Genomic DNA, 19503 nt, shown 5'->3' with positions numbered 1-19503 from the left:
TGCTGCCCGCTCCGGATGGCGCCGGCTCTATGTCCAGCTTGAACCTGTAGGGGAGGGTATGCACGGCATTCCGTCCCGGGTTCGCGGGCGGCCTCGTCGGCTAGGGTCGCCTCAGTCCCGTGCCGAGGGTGCGGCGCGTGATGGAGTCTGTTGGGGGCCAAGTGCGTTTGAGAGTGGAGTTCACGACCGAGCCCTTCGACCTGGACGAGGTGCCGCGGCACGCGCTGGTCGCCCGGGAGGTCGTCGAGGCGGCCGACCTGGACGCGGTGGACGTGGGCCCGTTCGGCAACACCGCCGAGGGCGGCACGACCGCGGTGCTCGGCGCGGTCGACGCGCTGCTGCGCAGGGCGCTGGACGCCGGCGCCACCCGGATCTCGCTCCAGGTGAACGTCATCGGGGAGGGCGAGAAGTGACCGGCCCCGGTGAGGATCCCTTCGTCGCGGCGGTGAAACCACTGGTGGACGCCATGGGCGGCGAGATGCTGCCTCCGGACCAGGCGGGCGCCGACGACGTCGTGCTCTCCTGGCAGGGCGCGGACGTCGTCGCCGTACGCCTTCCGCAACTCGCCGAGTCCCTGGACCACATCCTGGCCGCCCTGGAACGTAAACACGGCAAGCCCCTCGCCGAACTGGACCGCAGGTCGAAGCAGGAGGTCGTCCGGTCCCTGGAGGCCCGCGGGGCGTTCTCCGTCCGCCATGGAGTGGAAACGGTCGCTACCGCCCTCGGGGTGAGCCGGTTCACCGTCTACAACTACCTGAACAGGGAGAACGCGGCGAAGGGCGGCTGACAGGCCGCGACTCGCGCGTGTCACCCAGAATTTTCAACAAACTGTTGACGTCCGGCTCGCGGCTGACGTTAGCTGGTGCGCAGCCCGTCCAGCGACCAACCAGGCCACGGAGGCTCTCGTGACCGCTTCGACGCCGGGCCTCGCCCGGTTCAACGGCCTTCAGGAGCAGGCGGCCCGCGCCGCCCTCCACGAGATCTGCGCCTCCGAGGCCTGGGGGACCAAGGTGCTCGCCGCGCGTCCCTTCGCCGACGCCGAGGCTCTGCTCGCCGCCGGTGATGCCGCCATGGCCGGGCTTGCCTCCGCCGATCTGGCGGAGGCAATGGCGGGGCACCCACCGATCGGGCGGCCCAAGCCGGGCGACCCCACCTCCGCGCGCGAACAGCGCGGCATGACCGGCGCATCCGAGGAGCTCAAGGCAGAGATGCTGGAGCTGAACCTGGCCTACCAGGAGAAGTTCGGCCATGTCTTCCTGATCTGCGCCACCGGCCTGACCGGGGAGCAGATGCGCGACGCGGTGCGGGCGCGGATCGGCAACACGCCCGAGGCGGAACGCGAGATCGTGCGCGGCGAACTGGGGAAGATCAATCGGATCCGCCTCGCCCGGCTCGTGGAAGAACTCGTGGAAGGAGGGGGCGACAACTGATGAGCACCGCTTCGGTGGCCACCGTGTCCACCCACATCCTGGACACCACCGTCGGCCGCCCCGCCCAGGGCGTGCCCGTCGCGCTGTCGGTGTACGGGAGCGCCGGGTGGACGGCGCTCGCCGCCTCCGCCACGGACGCGGACGGCCGCTGCAAGGACCTCCCCGCAATGCCCGAGGGCACCACCCACGTACGGCTCACCTTCGACACCGCGGCGTACCTCTCCGCGCACCCCGACGCCTGCGCGTTCTTCCCGGAGGTGACGGTCACCTTCGCCGTCGTACCGGGCGAGCACTACCACGTACCCCTGTTGCTCAACCCGTTCGGCTACTCCGTATACCGAGGGAGCTAGCGCACCATGCCCATCCTTGGACCCAACCAGTACGGCAAGGCCGAGAACCGCGTCGTCAAGGTCACGCGCGACGGCACCACCCACCACATCAAGGACCTGAACGTCTCGGTCTCCCTCTCCGGCGCCATGGACGAGGTGCACTACTCCGGCTCGAACGCCAATGTGCTGCCGACGGACACCACCAAGAACACGGTGTACGCCTTCGCCAAGGAGCACGGCATCGAGTCCGCCGAACAGTTCGGCGTCCACCTCGCCCGCCACTTCGTCACCTCCCAGGAGTCCATCCACCGGGCCCGCATCCGCATCGAGGAGTACGCCTGGGAGCGCATCGAGGCCCCGGCCGGCCGGGGGAGGCACTCGTTCGTCCGGCAGGGCCGCGAGACCCGCCTCGCCCAGATCACCTATGACGGTGAGGGGTGGGAGGTGGTCTCCGGGCTGAAGGACCTGGTCGTGATGAACACGACCGACTCCGAGTTCCGGGGCTACGTCAAGGACAAGTACACGACCCTCCCCGAGGCCCACGACCGCATCCTCGCCACCGAGGTGTCCGGCCGCTGGCGGTTCGGCTGGGCGGACGACGAGCAGGAGATGCCCGCCTGGGAGGAGTCCTACGCACAGGTCACCAGGCACCTGCTGGAGGCCTTCGCGGAGACGTACTCGCTCTCGCTGCAGCAGACCCTGTACCAGATGGGCGCACGCGTCATCGACGGGCGGGACGAGATCGACGAGATCCGCCTCTCCCTCCCCAACAAACACCACTTCCTGGTGGACCTGGAGCCCTTCGGTCTGAAGAACGCCACCGAGGACGGGGCCGTCTACTTCGCCGCCGACCGCCCCTACGGGCTGATCGAGGCCACCGTCCTGCGGGACGGCCACGAGGCACGCATCCCGGTCGACCTGACCAACCTCTGAGCGAGAGCGGAGAACCATGATCCGGCGCACCGTCATCGAGAACTGCGCGATCGCCACCGTCGACGCCGACGACACCGAGTACGCCTCGGGTCACGTCGTCGTCGCGGACCAGGTGATCGAGTCCGTCGGTGCCGGGCGGGCGCCCGACGGGCTGGAGAACGTCGTCCGGCGCATCGACGCGAGCGGTCACCTGGTCACCCCGGGCCTGGTCAACACGCACCACCACTTCTACCAGTGGATCACCCGGGGCCTCGCCACCGACCACAACCTCTTCGACTGGCTGGTCGCGCTCTACCCGACCTGGGCGCGCATCGACGAGCCGATGGTGTACGCGGCCGCGCAGGGCTCCCTCGCGATGATGGCCCGCGGCGGTGTCACCACCGCCATGGACCACCACTATGTCTTCCCGAAGGGCACCGGCGACCTGTCCGGCGCGATCATCCGGGCGGCGCGCGAGACGGGCGTCCGCTTCACCCTCGCGCGCGGCTCCATGGACCGCGGTGAGTCGGACGGCGGACTGCCGCCGGACTTCGCCGTGGAGACGCTCGAAGGGGCGCTCGCCGCCACCGAGGCCACCGTCGACGAACACCACGACGCCTCCTTCGGCGCGATGACGCAGATCGCCGTCGCACCCTGCTCACCGTTCTCCGTCTCCACCCAACTCCTCAAGCAGGGCGCGGAGTTGGCCCGCCGTAAGGGGGTGCGCCTGCACACCCACGGCTCCGAGACGGTGGAGGAGGAGAAGTTCTGCCACGAACTGTTCGGCATGGGTCCCACCGACTACTTCGAGACGACGGGGTGGCTGGGCGAGGACGTGTGGATGGCGCACTGCGTCCATATGAACGACTCCGACATCGAGGCGTTCGCCCGCACGGGGACCGGCGTCGCCCACTGTCCGTCCTCCAACGCCCGGCTGGCGGCCGGGATCGCGCGGGTGCCGGACATGCTGGCCGCGGGAGTCCCGGTCGGCCTCGGCGTCGACGGGACCGCGTCCAACGAGTCCGGCGAACTGCACACCGAGTTGCGCAACGCACTGCTCATCAACCGGCTCGGCGCCCACCGTGAGGCCGCCCTGAACGCCCGTCAGGCGCTGCGGCTGGGCACCTTCGGCGGCGCCCGGGTGCTCGGGCGGGCGGGCGAGATCGGCTCCCTCGAGCCGGGCAAGCTCGCCGACCTCGTGCTGTGGCGGATGGACACGCTCGCCCACGCCTCCATCGCCGACCCCGTCACCGCGCTGGTCTTCGGCGCCGCCGCCCCGGTCACCCTGTCGCTCGTGGGCGGCCGGCCGGTCGTCGAGGAGGGGCGGTTGCTGCACGTCGACGAGGACGCGGTCGCCCGCTCCACGAGGTCGCAGGCCCAGCGCCTCGCACGCCTCGCCTCCGGCGGATGACCGGCCCGGCGCGCGGGGCCGGGGAGCCCGTACACAGGGCCGGGTAACCCGTGCTCAGGGCCGGGAAGCCCGTGAAGGGCCGGGAAACCGTCCCCAGGGCCGCGGAACCTCGTCAGGTGAGACGGTAACTGTCCCCGTACACCTTCCACTTGAGCGGCAGGTCCAGGTCCAGGTTGTTCGCCTTGAGGAAGACCCGCTGCGCGCTCTCCACGCGTGAGACATCGAGGTGAGCCCTCTCCTGTTTCATCGCCCACACCCGGGCATCCAGGAACGCGTGCAGATACGCCTTCTCGCGCCCGCCCTGCGCGGGAGTCGCCGCCCTCTTCCGGGCCCGCGCCCGGATGCCGCCGAAGCTGACGGCGTCCGTGCCGGGGCCGTGCATCACCATCGCGTCGTAGTAGGCGAACTGGCCCAACGTGCCGAGGCCGTCCTGTTTGGCCCGGGCGACCGCCGGGTCGAAGTAGACCCGGTCCCGTTCGTCGCGCTGGGCCCTGCGGAACGCCGATGTCGCGGCTGCCGTGCGCCAGGCCTTGCGGAAGCCACGGCCCAGGCCCTTGTGCGAGTCGGTGCCGTTCACCGCGCGCAGCGCCGGAAGGTACCCGGCGAGGGCGTTGTCCGGCTCCCGATCGGTGTACAGCTCGACCAGGGCGAGCATGTCACCCGTACCGGAGCAGAAGCCGATGATGCCTCCCGTGTAGCCGCGCCCGTCGCCGATGTCCTTCAGGTAGGCGTACTGCGCCCGCCAGTCCAGCGACGAGTTCTCGGCGCTGGACACCAGCCGCATGGCTATCTCCTTCTTCGCCGGGTTGGCGAGGCCGGTCGCCGCGGACGCCGCCACCGCTGACACCGTCGTCATCCTCGCGGCCGTGGCCGAGGTGCCCGTCGTGTCGTCCGCCGTTCCCGACGAGTCGGTGGCCACGACGGCCCTCGCCGGGGCGGCCAGCAGTGAGGCGCCGAATAGACCGAGCAGGGCACGACAGGAGGTACGTCGGGAAAACGGCGGCACGTGGTCTCCAAGAGAGCAGCTCTGACGGAGATTCGAGGGTCGCATGTGAAGGGTCGGAATACCGTGGTAATCAGTAGGAAGTCACTGTGCGAGCCGGTCCCTGACAGCTGCGGCCACTTCGTACGTATCGCCCGTCGCACGCGTCGCGAGCTTTCCCGGGTCTCGTGTCCAGCGGTCTTCCAGGGCGAACCAGTCGATCGCCCGCGGAGGACGGCCTTCCGCGAGCGCGGTCCTCAAAGAGGTGAAGTACGTCGACCAGCGCAGCCGGTACAGTCCGCCAACCAGCCCCGCCCACTCGCGGTTGGCGTAGTCCCTGAGGTCGCCCTCGTTCGCGCCCTGTCGGGTGCCCCATACGGTCAGCAACGACAGATTGTCGTACGCGAGCCGGTCCTTCTCCTGCTTCCCCTTGCCCCACTCCCGGGCGCTCGCCACCCAACGGCCCAGCAGATGGCGGGAGTCGGTGGCCATCAACCGTTCCAAAAGGTCCATGAGACCGAGCCAGTCGGCGGTCAGCGCGTCGAAGCGGGCCGCGTCCCGGTCGTCGTAGGCCTTCTTGATCCGGGGCAGCAGGACCCGGCTGCGGTTGGAGAGGGCCTGGCGGGCCACGTCGAGGAGGTCCGTGCGGTACGCGGACGAGTTCCGCAGACCCACGCGCACCTTCAGCAACTCACCCAGCGCGGGCTCGAACTCGGCGGGTTCGTACCGGAGTTGTTTCGGCGACCAGCGCGCCGCCCGCTTGACCGCCAGTCCGGGCCGGGCCCCGAACAGGCCGTCCGCGCCCTCGCTCCACTTGTCGGCGCGCGTGGTGCCGTAGGCCGTCCGGCGCAGGATGTCCCAGGCCGCCTCGGCGTGCGCGTCCGGTCCGCCGTACCGCTGACGAGCCCAGTCGGCGAACCATGCCTTGAGATCCAACTCGCCCTCGCGCCAGGCGAGTTCGGAGAACAGCTCGAAGGCCGCCGCGTTGTTGTCGGCCGCCTCCGGCAGCAGCGCGATACCGCGGAGAGTGCTGCCCTCCTTGGTGCGCCACTTCTCGTACAGCTCCGCCCAGACGGGGGTGTTGGCGCCGAGCGCGGTGTGACCGCCGAAGTTCCAGATGGAGCCGAAGGCGTAGGGGGTGTCCCCCCAGTCGTCCTCGCGGCTGACGATCGTGGGGAAGCGATCCGAGATACCGTCCACCACCAGCATGTGCCGCTTGTCGACCGCGTCCACGATCGCCTTCGGCGGGTTGTGCTGCCAGCCCAGGATCACCCAGGTCGCATCCGGTTGCGCGGTCAGCAGTGCCTTCTCGACACCCCGTGCCGCATCGGCGACCGGTACGTCGCCGGGGCTGCCGCCCTCGTGCAGCAGGTCCATCTTGTAGAGGGTGGAGGCGCCGAACATCTCTCGCTGTGTGCGGTAGAACACCGCGGCCACCTCGGCGAAGTGGTCGGTGCGCGGGTCCAGCCAGTCGGGCCGCGGGAATCCTCCCCAGATGCCCTGCGGCACCGTCTTCGCGCCCGGGTTGCGGTCGCCGAACCGCGGCGGGACAGTGCCGAAGTAACCCGGGAACACCGGCGTCATGCCCAGCTCGCGCGCCCGGTCGGCGATCCGGCGGCCCAGCGCGGCCCGGGCCTCCAGCAGCCGGACCGAGACCGGGTAGGGGAACGACGAGAGGTTCTGCAGCAGCCACCACGGCTGGTGCGCCGGGCCCGGAATCCACTCCCGCAGTTCCTCGTCCGAGTAGCCGAACTTCTGGAACACCCGGTGGTAGAGAGCGTCCGCACCCGTGTACACGAGTACCTCGTTGTAGCCGTGCAGCGCCAGCACGTCGAGCTCCCGCTCCCAGTACGCCCAGTCGTTGTAGGCGTTGGTGTAACCGTCGTTGGTGTCGTTGAGGGCGAAGCGGTGCGGGACGCCCGCGCGGCGGGTGACCGTGCCGTCGACGCCCGGCAGCCGGACCGGGAGGTTCAGCTGCTCGCCGGACCAGGTGATGTTGGCGTTCGCCGTGTGCCGCAAGTACCAGTTCAGGCCGGTGAGTTGGGTCGCGGGGGTGGTGCCGGTGATGGTGATGCGGCCGGTGCTGCCCGACACCTGGAAGGTGTCCCCGCCGGCCGTCCCCGGCGCGCTGTCCCGGAACCGCAGCTGCCGCCAGTGGTGGGGGAGGAGCCTGCGAGCCGCGGCCTGGGCGGGGGACGTCGTCGCGGCCCCGCCCTTGGCGTCCGGTGCGCTGTCGCTCCCGGAGCCGGATGCGGCCATCCCGGAGCAGGCGGCGGCGCTCGCGGAACCGATGGCGAACACGGTCAGGAAGGCGCGACGGGCGAGCGGCATGGGATCTCCGGGTTCGCGGGTGGAGGCGCCCGGTTCGGGACGGCCGTGGAAGGAATACCCACTGGGTGGCGTTCCTCTGCACCCAAACGCGGCCAAGGGTCCGAGGGGAGTAATGGGGGCGAGCGTACGGTTAACGGGGCGGGACGGGACGGGTCACGACCCTTGGCGACACCGGCCGGTCACGACCCTTGGTGGCACCGGCCGGCCACGGCCCCCGCCGGCACCGGTCGTTGTCGATGATTCGTGGTGATTTACCGGTATTCAGATGGTTTTCAGATGTCTTGTCGCGCTGTCACAAGCCGGTTCACAGCCCGAAGCGCTCCGGAGCGGTGGCCAGGGACCTGAAGTGTTCGCGCGGGTCTGCGACCAGCCTTCGCTCCTTCAGGTCCAGCAAGCCGGCCACGCCGCTCAACTCCGCGGCCACCGTGCCGTCGGTCTTCCGGATCACCTGCTCCATACGGAAGGTCTTGCCCTCGCCCCACAGGAAGGCGCATGTCACTTCCGTCTCGTCGCCCGCGCGCAGTTCGCGTTTGTAGCGGATGGTGGTCTCCAGGACCACCGGACCGACACCGCTGGCCCTGAGCTCGGCCTGGCTGATCCCGGCCGCCTCCAGCAGGCACCAGCGGGCGTGCTCCGCGTACTGCAGATAGACGCTCTGGTTGACGTGTCCCTGAACATCGGTCTCATAGCCGCGGACGGTGACGGCGACGGAGAACGGCTCGGCCATGGCGCTGCCCTTTCGACGGTTTCCTCGGTGATCAGGTCAGGCTACTGAGCGGTTGCGTCATGGACACCAACTCCCTTGCCATGACGGGGCGTCCGCCGAGGCGACCGCTGCCGCTGCCCCGCTGCCCCGCCCCATCGGGCTCCCTCACGCCCTGCGCGGCGAGGCCAGCACATACCGCCCCCGATCCCGCCCTCGCGCCTCGGTGTGCTCGCTGACCTGCCACCCCGCCTTCTCCAGGGTGGCGGCGCACGCGCGCAGCGCCTCGGCGTCGGGCTCGTGAACGGCGACCGCCTCCGGCTGCGGGGTCTCGCGCACCCGGTAGCCGTCGCCCTCCGGGCCCGCGGGCCGGTGGCCCGCCGCCTCCAGCGCCAGCGCGGCGGCCCGCACCAGATGCGTACGCTCCCAGCCGCACGGGCGGTCCGTGGCGCCACCTGGATTGGTCATCCGGCGCAGCTCCAGCAGCCCCTGCCAGGCGCTGTGCACCTCCCGCGCCCGGCCCGGCCCCGCCGCGGTGTGCTCCTCGCCGCCGACGCGCGCGGCGAACACCCCTGCGGTTGCGGAGCCGGACGCCACCCCCGGCCCGGCCGGTGACCCGGGCGGCTCCGGCTCCGGCGCCTCACGTACCCGGTGACCGGCCGGGGTCAGGAAGTGGTCGTGCGGCGGGCGCGGGTGCCGGAAGGCGAGCCCCCTGCTGACGAGGGCTGCGAGCTGGGCCTCCGTACCCTTCAGACGCCCGGTCACGGGATCCGCCGCTTCGATGACACGCCGCTGTGCGGCGGTCGGCGGACGTGTCATGACGCACCCCCTCGGTGTCACTCGGGTCCGTTCGACGGGTGGGAGCCGACCCTGCGAAGACTACGACCCGGGTCTGACATTCCAGCTGGCGAGGGCCGGGCGGCCGTGCTCGGAACCGAGCCGGCTCAACGTTCCCGTGTGCAGCTGGAACAGCGCTCCCGCGGACGGGGCCAGCCCCAGATAACGGGCCGTGAGAACCCGCAGGAAGTGCCCGTGCCCGACCAGCAGCACGTCACCGTCGCCCGCGGTGAGCGCCTCGCGCACCTTGGCCAGCATCCGGTCGGCGCGCGCCCCCACCTCCTCAGGGCTCTCGCCGGGGTGCTCGGGCGGGCCGGGGGCGACGCCGTCCGTGAACAGGAACCAGCCCGGGCGGTCGCGCCGGATCGCGGCGGTGGTCGCGCCCTCGTCGCCGCCGTAGTCCCATTCGCGCAGGTCCGCGTCGACCCGGACGTCCTTCAGCCCCGCGAGTTCCGCCGTTTGCCGCGCCCGGTTCATCGGGCTGACGAACACCGCCTGGATCCGGTCCGCGTCGATGAGCGGCGCGACGGCGCGCGCCTGCTCGCGGCCGTTGTCGGTGAGCGGGAGGTCCGTGTAGCTCGTGTGCTGCCCGGACCGCGACCACTCGGTCTCGCCGTGCCGCACGAGGAGCAGGTCACCCATGGCCGCGCCTTCCTTTCGCCTTCCCCGGTCGGTGATCGACCCATGATCGCCAACCGTGGGCCCGGCCCGGGCATTCCCCGCCGAGGCTTGCGCCTACTGGCGGTACCCGCCGAGGAACCGTCCGATCCGGCTGATCGCGGCGTCGAGGTCGTCGGCGTACGGCAGGGTGAGGATGCGGAAGTGGTCGGGGGAGGGCCAGTTGAAGCCCGTGCCCTGGACCACCTGGATCTTCTCCCGCAGCAGCAGGTCCAGCACGAACTTCTCGTCGTCGTGGATCTTGTGCACCTTGGGGTCGAGGCGCGGGAAGGCGTACAGCGCGCCCTTCGGCTTCACGCACGAGACGCCCGGGATCTCGTTGAGTTTCTCCCAGGCCCGGTCCCGCTGCTCGTGCAACCGGCCGCCGGGCGCGGTGAGTTCGCGGATGGACTGCCGTCCGCCGAGCGCGGCCTGGATGGCGTACTGGGCCGGGGCGTTGGCGCACAGCCGCATGGAGGCGAGCATCGTCAGCCCCTCCAGATAGTCGCGCGCGTGCTGGCGCGGGCCGGTCACCACCAGCCAGCCGGAGCGGAAGCCCGCCACGCGGTAGGTCTTCGACAGTCCGCAGAAGGTGAGGACCACGAGGTCGGGGGCGAGCGCGGCGGCCGAATGGTGGACGGCGTCGTCGTAGAGGATCTGGTCGTAGATCTCGTCGGCGAACACCATCAGGCCGTGGCGGCGGGCGAGGTCCAGGATGCCCTCGATGATCTCCTTCGGGTAGACCGCGCCGGTCGGGTTGTTCGGGTTGATGATCACGACGGCCTTGGTCCGGTCGGTGATCTTCGCCGCCAGGTCGTCCAGGTCCGGGTACCAGTCGGCCTGCTCGTCGCAGAGGTAGTGCACGGGCTTTCCGCCCGCGAGCGTGGTCACCGCCGTCCACAGGGGGAAGTCCGGGGCGGGGATGAGGATCTCGTCGCCGTCCTCCACCAGCGCCTGTACCGCCATCGACACCAGCTCCGAGACGCCGTTGCCGAGGAAGACGTCGTCCACGCCGACCTCGAGGCCCCGGTCCTGGTAGCGCTGGGCCACGGCCCGGCGCGCGGAGAGGACACCGCGCGAGTCGGTGTAGCCGTGCGCCTGCGGGAGCATCCGGATCATGTCCTGGACGATCTCCTCCGGCGCCTCGAAACCGAAGAGTGCGGGGTTGCCGGTGTTCAGGCGCAGCACGCTGTGGCCCGCCTCCTCCAGTGCGTCGGCGTGCTCGATCACCGGGCCGCGGATCTCGTAACAGACCTCGCTGAGCTTGCTCGACTGCCGGAACTCCATGCGCTGCGCCCTTCCGGTTGTGGTGTTGCTTGGTTTTACCAAGTACCCGCTTGGAAAGTCCAACAACTTGTTTAGACTGCGTCGCATGTCACCTCGCCGAAGCTACGACCAGTACTGTTCCGCCGCACGCGCGCTCGACACGGTCGGCGACCGCTGGACCCTGCTGATCGTCCGCGAGCTGCTCGCCGGGCCGCGCCGCTACACGGACCTGCACGCGGACCTGCCCGGTGTCAGTACGGACGTGCTCGCCTCCCGGCTGAAGGACATGGAACGCGACGGCCTCGCGACCCGGCGCCGGCTGCCACCGCCCGGGGCCGCGTACGTCTACGAACTCACCCCGCGCGGCAGTGCGTTGCTGCCGGTCCTGCAGGCCCTGGGGGCGTGGGGCGGCCCACTGCTCGCGGAACGGCGCCCGACGGACGCGGTACGCGCCCACTGGTTCGCCCTGCCACTGCTGCGCAGCCTCGCGGAGGTCGGCGAAGGGCTCGTCCAAGTGCACCTGGACGAAGGGGAGTTCCACCTGCGCGTAGGCATCGGCGAACCCGTCTACGGGGACGGCCCCGCACCCCGGACGCCCGACGCCTGGCTCACGCTGGACGCCGGAACGTGCATGGAGGTGACCGCCGGCTCCCTGACCCTGCGGGAGGCCGCACGGCAGGGGCGCATGACGGTGACCGGGGAAGGGCCGATCGCGAAGGCTTTGCTGTGACGCGCTGATGTGACGGAGTCGATCGCGAGGTGCTGATGTAACGCGCTGATGTGACGGGGCCGATCTCGAAGGTGCTGAGGTGACGACCTGATGTGAAGGGGCCGATCGTGAAGGCGTAGATGTGATGCGCTGATGTGATGCGCTGATGTGACGTCACCGTCCGAGTCTCCGGGCCGTTGCCGGGGATGCTTCGGCCCGAACGAGTACCCGGGACCGGCCGACGGCGTGTGGTCACGGCGCGGTGGCGGGCCCCAGCGGGTTGGGGGCGGTGGTCCAGCTGTCGCCCGGCTCCGGCGAAAGACGCATCCTGGTCAGCGCCTTGGTGGGGACGGGGCCCTTCTCGAAGGCGATGAGGTCGGGAGTGCGCGGCAGATCGCGTACCACGGCGTGCAGGGCTTCGGCGAGCGCTGGGGTCGAACCGGCCGTGGCGCCCAGTGTGCCCGTGATCAGTGAGCCGAACAGCTTGCGGCGCAGCGCCGTCTCGTCGTCGGTGATCATCCTGGTGGCCAGGTCCGGTGCCGGAATGCCGTGGTGGGCGAGCCGGGCAGGGCTGACGCGGATGTCCGCGAGATCACGGTAGACCAGCCGCAGGGGCGTGCCGGCGGGGGACAGGACGACCATGAGGTTCTGGCCGTGCGCCTCCAGCGCCACCCCCAGGTCGAGCAGCAGCAGCCCCACCGTCATGGTGAGCCGGGCGAACTCCGCCAGCCAGTGGGCGGATTGGGGCAGATCGGTGGTCGCGAGCGCCGCCACCGGCACCACCCGTTCGCCGGGACCGGCGTAGCCCTCCGGGGCCTCGCGCAGCACCGCGGCCAGATCGGGCGTGCCCGCGGTGGCCGCCCCCAGCGTACGGGTGATGTGCAGCAGTCCGTCCGTACGCGCGGCGAAGGTCTCCGCGAAGTCCGAGACAATCGCCGCCGTCCGCACCGAGCCGATGGAGATGTCGCGCACGGAGGAGGTGAGACGGGCGCTGAGCGAGGTCTTGACGTGCAGACCGTCGGGGGTCGCGAGGGTGCGCAGCGACATCAAGGGGTGGGCGGGGAAGGCGAGTTCGCCGCCCCGCCGCAGGACGTGCGCCGACTGCCAGGGGTGGACCGGGACCAGCACCCGTCGCCCGTCGCGGAACCGGTCGGGCCACTCGCCCCGCACCAGCGCGTCCTCGCCCGCCGGTACCAGGCCCAGCTCCACCACCGGCCGGTGCTCGGGTGCGTAGGCCAGCTGCTCCGCCGCCGAGAACCCGGGCCGCGAACGACAGTTGGGGTGGTACGGATGGCCGTCGACCACCCTTTGTTCCCATTCCCATCCGGTGGCGGGAGTCCCCTCCTTCGCGGGTTGCCCGGCCCGGGACAGGGCCAACGACGCGGTGCTGTGGTCCAGTTCGGCGGCGAAGTCCGCAGCCCGGCCGAGTGCCGTCATCAGCCGGGCAGGCTGGTCGTGCACCTCGCCGTCTAGGTCGAGCTCCGTGACGTAGGGGGCGGTGGCGTACGGATCGGGGCGTGGCCCGTGCAGGCTGCGGCCGTCCGCCAGACGCAGGGTGAGGCCTTCGCGTCCCGGCTCCTTCCGGGTGATCCACGGCAGCGGGTCCAGGGTCAGTCCGCGCCACAGCCGGGTCAGCACGGCGGCCCGGGCGCCGGGGAGTTGGTCCGCGTACGGTGACAGCAGGTCGGGGCGCACGGTGCGCAACTCGCCGGCGAGCGCGGACTCGGCAGCCGTCTCGGCGGAAGCGGGGCGGGAGGGGGGCAAGATCGGGCTCCTTGGACGTGCGAGAGATTAGGCAAGGCTAAGCTGACTCGGTCGGCCCTGCTTGCCGTGCCCATCGGGGCCCTTCGGGGATGGCGCCGCGGGACAATGATCGCCACTGCACCCGCGGACCGACGGTGCAGCCTACGAACGAATGGATCGCATGGAACCCATGCACCCCGTGGACGCCCTCGGACGAGCCGCCGACGGGTACGCGACAGCACCACTTCTCAATTGTCTGCTGCGCGAGGTCGCCGAACAGCTCGACCACGAGCCGAACGTGTACCGACTGCCGGCCGGCGGACGGCTGCTGCGGGTCAGGGCCGGGCGACGGCCCGCGGAGCCCGAGCTGTACACGGCCGGGGAATGGCGCCCTATCAGCCACGCCGAGCTGGTCGAGCTGACCGCGGATGAACTCTGGCGCGGCACCGGCGTCGGCAACGACGAACTGCCGAGGGAGATGACGGACAGCAAAGACGTGGTCGCCACGCTGCTCACGGCCCGCGCCGCGGCGACGGCCCCCGACGACCCGTATCTGCGCTCCGAACAGTCCCTGATCACCGGCCACCCCTGCCACCCCGCGCCCAAGGCACGCGGCGGCGGCCCGGCGGCCGGCTGGCTGCCGTACGCCCCCGAGGCCTACGCCCGCTTCCCGCTGGTCCTGCTCGGAGTGCGGGAGGACGCACTGGTCGAGGAGGGCGACACCCGGAGCCTGGACTGTCTGGGCACACCCCCGCCGGGTTACCGGATCCTGCCCGCCCACCCCTGGCAGCTCGACCTGGTCGGCGCACGGCTGCGGGAGGCCTTCGCGGACGGCCGTCTGATCCGGATCGGCCACACCGAACGCCCCGCCCGGCCGACCGCCGCGATCCGAACCGTCCACCTCCCGGGGGACGGCTTCCCCGAGGAGCTGTTCCTCAAATTCAGCCTCGACGTCCGGATCACCAACGACATCCGCCGACTGTGGCGGCACGACCTGCTGAAACTGCGCCGCACGGACACGGCGGCGGCGACCGCGTTCGCGGCCCTGGACGGGCCTGCGGCCTGGCTGAGCGACCGCGGGTACCGCACCGCCGACTTCGCCTTCGAGGAACTCGCCGTCCTCGTCCGGGATGGACTGCGGCCCCATCTCCTCCCGGGAGCGACACCACTCCTCGCCGCCGCGATCGCCGAGGGCTTCCCCGGCAGCCCGCTGGACGGGCGGGCCGACCCCGGCGCCTGGTGGACGGCGTATCTGCGACAGGTCGTCCCGCCGGCCCTGGAGGCGTTCGCGCGTCACGGCGTCGTACTGGAGGCACACGCCCAGAACACCCTGGTGGCCGTCGACGCGGACGGCATCCCCGTGCAGGTCCTCTACCGGGACGCGGAGGGCGTCAAACTGCTCACGGACGTGCCACGGCAGGCCGGCTGGGAACGCCTCGTGTACTGCCTGCTGGTCAACCACCTCATGGAGATCGCGGGCGCGCTCGCCGAGACCTACCCCGGCACGGACCCGTGGCCCGCCGTGCGCCACGAACTGAGCCGTCATGAACCGATCCTCCCCGAGATCGCCGCCCTGCTGGCCTCTCCCACCCTCCCGGGCAAGACGAACCTCCTGCTGCGCTGGACCCGCGCCGACGGAGCGGACGCCCGCTATCTGCCGCTGCCCAACCCCCTGCGCGGCGCATAAACACCCGGGGTTCGGCGACTCGCTGTTTTACAGTGGCCGGTGTGCTGCGCCAAGTGACCGCCGTTCGATACGTGACCCCGCTGCGGGCCGGCGGCTCCGTGCCCGGAGTCGTCGAGGCCGACGACCTGGGCACCTACGTCGTGAAGTTCACGGGCTCCGCGCAGGGCCGCAAGGCGCTGGTCGCCGAGGTGATTGTCGGGGAACTGGCGCGCGCCCTGGGCCTCAGGTTCCCCGAGCTGGTCCTCGTCCACTTCGACCCGGCGATCGCGGAGCACGAGCCCCACCAGGAGGTACGGGACCTGCTGAACGCCAGTCCGGGCCTCAACCTGGGCATGGACTACCTGTCGGGTGCCGAGGACTTCACCCCGGAGGTCGCGGCGGACTTCGCCGTCGACCCGCTCGAAGCGGGCAGGATCATCTGGCTGGACGCCCTCACCGCCAACGTGGACCGCACCACGCACAGTTCGAACCTGATGGTCTGGCCCACGTTCGGCATCGCGCCTCCGCGCCTGTGGCTCATCGACCACGGCGCCGCCCTCGTCTTCCACCACCGCTGGGACGCGTCGGCGCCCGACAGGGCGTACGACTTCCGCCACCACGCCCTCGGTCACTACGCCCCCGACACCCGGGCCGCCGACGCCGAACTGGCGCCCCGGGTGACCGACGAACTCCTGCGCGCGGTGACCGCCGAGGTCCCGGACGCATGGCTCACGGGCGAGCCCGGATTCGCCACGCCCGACGAGGTCCGCGAGGCGTACGTGAACTATCTTTCCGCGCGAGTGAAGGCGTCCGGGGCCTGGCTGCCCACGGACTTCCCCAGCCGCGCGGAGCTGGCCGCCGAGAACGCCCTCCGCGCGGCGAGGACCCAACGCGGTCGCCCGGACTGGCTGAAACGGGTCCCCGACCTGCATGGCAAACCGGCGGCGGAACAGGATTGGTCGGTGCATCTCGGATGACGGACATGTCTGCTCGGGGACCTGCGGCGCCGGCGCCCCGGCACGTCCAGATCGAGTACTGCACACAGTGCCGCTGGCTGCCGCGTGCCGCCTGGCTGGCGCAGGAACTCCTGACGACGTTCGAGACCGAGCTCACCGAGCTGTCCCTGAAACCCGGCACCGGTGGCGTCTTCGTCGTGCGGGTCGACGACGAGGTGGTGTGGGACCGCCGTGAGCAGGGCTTCCCGGAACCCACGGCGGTCAAGCGCCTCGTACGCGACCGAGTGGCCCCGGGGAAGTCCCTGGGCCACTCGGAGAAGGCCGTGGGCCACACGGAGGGGTCCGTGGGTCGCTCGGAGGAGTCCGTGGGCCGCTCGGAGGAGCCGACCGCGGAATGAGTCAGCCTCTCGTGCGAGCAAGGCGCCTGCGGCACGTACGCGGGCGGGGTATGAGTCAGCCCCTGAGTTGCTCGTACGCGGGCAGCGTCAGGAAGTCCGCGTAGTCCTCGTCCAGCGCCACCTGCAGCAGCAGGTCGTGGGCCTGCTGCCAGTTGCCGGCCGTGAAGGCCTCCTCGCCGATCTCCGCCCTGATGTTCGCGAGTTCCTCCGCGGCGACCCTGCGGGCCAGCTCCGGCGTGGCCTTCTCACCGTCGTCGAACTCGACACCCGCGTTGATCCACTGCCAGATCTGCGAGCGGGAGATCTCGGCGGTGGCCGCGTCCTCCATCAGGTTGAAGATGGCGACCGCGCCGAGACCGCGCAGCCAGGCCTCGATGTAACGGATGCCGACCTGGACGGCATTGACCAGACCCGGGTACGTCGGCTTCGCGTCCAGCGAGTCGATCGCGATCAGGTCGGCCGCCTTGACGTCGACGTCCTCGCGCAACCGGTCCTTCTGGTTGGGCTTCTCACCGAGCACCGCGTCGAAGGAGGCCATCGCGATCGGCACCAGGTCCGGGTGGGCCACCCAGGAGCCGTCGAAACCGTCGTTCGCCTCGCGGTCCTTGTCGGCCTTGACCTTCTCGAAGGCGACCTTGTTGACCTCCTCGTCGCGCCGCGACGGGATGAACGCCGCCATGCCGCCGATCGCGTGCGCGCCGCGCTTGTGGCAGGTGCGGACGAGGAGTTCGGTGTAGGCGCGCATGAACGGAGCGGTCATCGTGACCGCGTTGCGGTCCGGGAGGACGAAGCGCGCACCGCCGTCACGGAAGTTCTTGACGATGGAGAAGAGGTAGTCCCAGCGTCCGGCGTTCAACCCCGAGGCGTGGTCGCGGAGTTCGTAGAGGATCTCCTCCATCTCGTACGCCGCCGTGATCGTCTCGATGAGCACGGTGGCGCGGACGGTGCCCGGCGGGATGCCGACGTAGTCCTGCGCGAAGACGAAGACGTCGTTCCAGAGACGGGCCTCCAGGTGCGACTCCGTCTTGGGGAGGTAGAAGTAGGGGCCTTTGCCGAGGTCCAGCAGGCGCTGGGCGTTGTGGAAGAAGTAGAGGCCGAAGTCGACCAGGGCCCCCGGGACTTGGGCACCATCGACCTGGAGGTGACGCTCGTTCAGGTGCCAGCCTCTGGGACGCATGACGACGGTGGCGAGCTCGTCGTTGTCCTTGAGGGCGTACGACTTGCCGGTGCCCGGGTCGGTGAAGTCGATGTTCCTGGTGTACGCGTCGATCAGGTTGAGCTGGCCGAGGACCACGTTCTCCCAGGTGGGCGCGGAGGCGTCCTCGAAGTCGGCGAGCCAGACCTTCGCGCCGGAGTTGAGGGCGTTGATGGTCATCTTGCGGTCCGTGGGGCCGGTGATCTCCACCCGGCGGTCGTTCAGGGCCGCGGGGGACGGGGCCACCTGCCAGTCACCGGACCGGATGTCCGCGGTCTCCGGGAGGAAGTCGAGGGTGGAGGTGCGCGCGATCTCGGCGCGGCGCTCCGCTCGGCGGGCGAGGAGTTCGTCGCGGCGGGGAGTGAACCGGCGGTGCAGCTCGGCCACGAAGGTGAGGGCCGCCTCGGTGAGGACCTCTTCCTGCCGGGGCAGGGGCTCGGCGTCGACTACGGCCGCCGGGGACGGCGCGGGTGCGGACATGAGCTGTCACTTCCTTCAGACCATCAGCGAGCTGGCTTCTGCGTTTGCTGCTGGGCGGTGTGCGGTGCGGTGCGGGGTGTGCTTTGCGGTGTCGTTGTACGGAGGGCCTGCGGTGTGCTGCTGCTGTGTGCTGTGTGCTGTGTGCTGTGTGCTGTGTGCTGTGCGCTGTGCGCTGTGTGCGGCTGGGCGGTGTGCTGCCGTGCTGCTTTTGCAAGGTGGATGCTAGTTTCCTCATCGTGGAAGTTCAATGGTCACCGGAGGCGGGTCAGGTCGGCTTCGGTGTCGATGTCGTACGGCTCGGCCACGTCCCCGCACTCGACTGGCGTGACCGCGTCGGCGTGGATCCTCAGGTAGGCGCGGGCCCCTTGGTCCCCCACGGCCGCTTCGGCGATCCCCGGCCAGTGGTCGGCGCCGAAGAGCACGGGGTGGCCGCGTTTTCCGTGGTAGGTGGCGGAGGCCAGCGAAGCCGGTGAACGGTACGCGGCCAGGACCCGGGCCACGGCCTCCGGGCCGATGCCCGGCTGGTCCACCAGTGACACCAGGGCGGCCCGTGCCCCCGTGCCCGCCAGTGAGGCGAGTCCCGCGCGCAGCGAGGAGCCCATGCCGTCGGCCCACGCCGGGTTGTCCACCAGTACGCATCCCGCGAGCGCGGCCCGCTCGCGCACGGTTTCGGCGCCCGCTCCGAGCACCACGTGGATCCGGGCGCAGCCGCCGTCGCGCAGGGAACGGACCGCGTGCTCCACGAGTAGGCGGCCGCGGTGTTCGAGGAGCGCCTTGGGGCGGCCGCCGAGGCGCCTGCCGCCGCCTGCGGCCAGCAGGATCGCGGCCACCTCTTGAGTGCCGTTCAGACTCATGTCCCCTGCATACCCGAAGGTCGCGTCCACGGACTGGAATTCGGTCCTCACGACGACTGAAATTCCGTCCGCACTGTGGCGCCCATGGCGTCGGGTGGCGTTTACTTGCCCGCGTCCCTCGGCGTGCCCGACCACCGCCGTGGGGACGGGGGCATAGGACGGGCAGGGGGGAGCTGTGTTGCGGAGCTTGGGGCAGAGGCCAGTGACCGGCAGTGACGAGGATCCACGTGTGACGGAGTTGCGTACGGCGGTGTCCCGGCTGCGCCGGGAACTGGCAGCCCACCCGGCGGAGTTCCCGGACCGGGGCATCGCCGAGGACGAACTCGCCGCGCTCGCCGCGATGGCGGTCAGCGGCGTTCCGGAGATCCCGCGCCTGCGGCGCTCGCTGCTGCTGATCGCGGGCTCGATCGGGTCGGTGAGTGCGCTGGCGCCGGGGTTGGCGGAGGTGCGCAGCGCGGTGGAGCTGTTCGGGGAGCCTCGGCGGGGGTGACCGTGCGGGCGCCTGGCCAGTGTGGCTCGCTGGTGCGCCTGATGTGCGGCGTTTGCTCTGGGCGTGGGCGCCTGCTGGTTGTGGCTTGTGCGCCTGCGGCCGGTTCCTGGGGCGGGGCCGCGCCGGACTCTCCGTCCTCGGTCTGGCGCGTTAC

20 protein-coding genes are annotated in these 19503 nt (G+C 70.8%); 11 read left to right on the top strand and 9 right to left on the bottom strand.

Going from position 1 to position 19503, the window contains the following annotated elements:
• The first annotated feature begins 161 nt into the window (after positions 1–161).
• The 6 genes from EF387_RS31115 (at position 162) to EF387_RS31090 (ending at position 4082) form a co-directional block, all read left to right on the top strand.
• Positions 162–413, top strand: a complete 252-nt coding sequence (locus tag EF387_RS31115) for a hypothetical protein (protein ID WP_128379979.1) — start codon at positions 162–164, stop codon at positions 411–413.
• Positions 410–787, top strand: a complete 378-nt coding sequence (locus EF387_RS31110; RefSeq protein WP_128379978.1) for a helix-turn-helix domain-containing protein — start codon at positions 410–412, stop codon at positions 785–787. Before EF387_RS31115 ends, EF387_RS31110 begins: the two co-directional genes overlap by 4 nt.
• Positions 788–905: 118 nt before the next feature.
• Positions 906–1430, top strand: coding sequence for a 2-oxo-4-hydroxy-4-carboxy-5-ureidoimidazoline decarboxylase (gene uraD / locus EF387_RS31105; protein WP_128379977.1), 525 nt, complete (start codon positions 906–908; stop codon positions 1428–1430).
• Positions 1430–1780: a hydroxyisourate hydrolase gene (uraH, locus tag EF387_RS31100; protein WP_128379976.1), complete on the top strand. Its 351-nt coding sequence runs from the start codon at positions 1430–1432 to the stop codon at positions 1778–1780. The genes uraD and uraH overlap by 1 nt, the downstream gene beginning before the upstream one ends.
• Positions 1781–1786: 6 nt before the next feature.
• Positions 1787–2692, top strand: a complete 906-nt coding sequence (pucL, locus tag EF387_RS31095) for a factor-independent urate hydroxylase (RefSeq protein WP_128379975.1) — start codon at positions 1787–1789, stop codon at positions 2690–2692.
• A gap of 16 nt (positions 2693–2708) precedes the next feature.
• The gene (locus EF387_RS31090; protein WP_202918420.1) at positions 2709–4082 is read left to right on the top strand and encodes an 8-oxoguanine deaminase; all 1374 of its coding nucleotides are present in this window, start codon (positions 2709–2711) and stop codon (positions 4080–4082) included.
• Between the two features lie 112 nt (positions 4083–4194).
• Here the strand turns inward: EF387_RS31090 and EF387_RS31085 are convergent, their stop codons facing one another.
• The 6 genes from EF387_RS31085 to EF387_RS31060 all read right to left on the bottom strand — a co-directional run bounded on the left by EF387_RS31085 (position 4195) and on the right by EF387_RS31060 (position 10879).
• Positions 4195–4938, bottom strand: coding sequence for a chitosanase (locus tag EF387_RS31085; RefSeq protein ID WP_128380071.1), 744 nt, complete (start codon positions 4936–4938; stop codon positions 4195–4197).
• Between the two features lie 231 nt (positions 4939–5169).
• Positions 5170–7395: an alpha-N-acetylglucosaminidase gene (locus EF387_RS31080; protein WP_128379974.1), complete on the bottom strand. Its 2226-nt coding sequence runs from the start codon at positions 7393–7395 to the stop codon at positions 5170–5172.
• A gap of 304 nt (positions 7396–7699) precedes the next feature.
• Positions 7700–8122: an acyl-CoA thioesterase gene (locus EF387_RS31075; protein WP_128379973.1), complete on the bottom strand. Its 423-nt coding sequence runs from the start codon at positions 8120–8122 to the stop codon at positions 7700–7702.
• A 144-nt stretch (positions 8123–8266) separates the two neighbouring features.
• On the bottom strand, positions 8267–8917 hold the full coding sequence (locus EF387_RS31070) for a hypothetical protein (protein ID WP_128379972.1): 651 nt from the start codon (positions 8915–8917) through the stop codon (positions 8267–8269).
• Between the two features lie 60 nt (positions 8918–8977).
• Complete coding sequence (locus tag EF387_RS31065; protein ID WP_128379971.1) at positions 8978–9577, bottom strand: histidine phosphatase family protein; 600 nt, start codon at positions 9575–9577, stop codon at positions 8978–8980.
• A 93-nt stretch (positions 9578–9670) separates the two neighbouring features.
• Complete coding sequence (locus tag EF387_RS31060) at positions 9671–10879, bottom strand: pyridoxal phosphate-dependent aminotransferase (protein WP_128379970.1); 1209 nt, start codon at positions 10877–10879, stop codon at positions 9671–9673.
• Positions 10880–10964: 85 nt separating this feature from the next.
• Between EF387_RS31060 and EF387_RS31055 the strand changes: the two genes are divergently transcribed.
• Positions 10965–11588, top strand: coding sequence for a winged helix-turn-helix transcriptional regulator (locus EF387_RS31055; protein WP_128379969.1), 624 nt, complete (start codon positions 10965–10967; stop codon positions 11586–11588).
• A 231-nt stretch (positions 11589–11819) separates the two neighbouring features.
• On the opposite strand, the gene EF387_RS31050 is transcribed toward EF387_RS31055, so the two are convergent.
• Positions 11820–13331: an IucA/IucC family protein gene (locus EF387_RS31050; protein WP_128379968.1), complete on the bottom strand. Its 1512-nt coding sequence runs from the start codon at positions 13329–13331 to the stop codon at positions 11820–11822.
• A gap of 151 nt (positions 13332–13482) precedes the next feature.
• On the opposite strand from EF387_RS31050, the gene EF387_RS31045 reads away from it, so the two are divergent.
• The 3 genes from EF387_RS31045 to EF387_RS31035 are packed head-to-tail and all read left to right on the top strand — an operon-like array spanning position 13483 to position 16330.
• Positions 13483–14997 carry an IucA/IucC family protein gene (locus EF387_RS31045; protein WP_128379967.1) on the top strand — a complete coding sequence of 505 codons (1515 nt, stop codon included), beginning with the start codon at positions 13483–13485 and terminating at the stop codon, positions 14995–14997.
• 41 nt (positions 14998–15038) lie between these two features.
• The gene (locus EF387_RS31040; RefSeq protein WP_128379966.1) at positions 15039–15953 is read left to right on the top strand and encodes a HipA family kinase; all 915 of its coding nucleotides are present in this window, start codon (positions 15039–15041) and stop codon (positions 15951–15953) included.
• A gap of 5 nt (positions 15954–15958) precedes the next feature.
• The gene (locus EF387_RS31035) at positions 15959–16330 is read left to right on the top strand and encodes an Rdx family protein (RefSeq protein ID WP_420802646.1); all 372 of its coding nucleotides are present in this window, start codon (positions 15959–15961) and stop codon (positions 16328–16330) included.
• Positions 16331–16385: 55 nt separating this feature from the next.
• On the opposite strand, the gene aceB is transcribed toward EF387_RS31035, so the two are convergent.
• Both aceB and EF387_RS31025 read right to left on the bottom strand, forming a co-directional pair.
• Positions 16386–18005 (bottom strand): malate synthase A, encoded by a 1620-nt coding sequence (aceB, locus tag EF387_RS31030; protein WP_128379964.1) that lies wholly within the window; start codon positions 18003–18005, stop codon positions 16386–16388.
• A 251-nt stretch (positions 18006–18256) separates the two neighbouring features.
• Positions 18257–18859, bottom strand: a complete 603-nt coding sequence (locus EF387_RS31025) for a nucleotidyltransferase family protein (protein WP_128380070.1) — start codon at positions 18857–18859, stop codon at positions 18257–18259.
• Positions 18860–19061: 202 nt separating this feature from the next.
• On the opposite strand from EF387_RS31025, the gene EF387_RS31020 reads away from it, so the two are divergent.
• Positions 19062–19349, top strand: a complete 288-nt coding sequence (locus EF387_RS31020) for a DUF5955 family protein (RefSeq protein ID WP_202918419.1) — start codon at positions 19062–19064, stop codon at positions 19347–19349.
• Positions 19350–19503 lie beyond the last annotated feature (154 nt).

The organism is Streptomyces cavernae, from assembly GCF_004023625.1.
GTDB lineage: Bacteria > Actinomycetota > Actinomycetes > Streptomycetales > Streptomycetaceae > Streptomyces > Streptomyces cavernae.
Note: the sequence above shows the minus strand (reverse complement) of the source record. Positions and strands in the feature narration are given on the sequence as shown.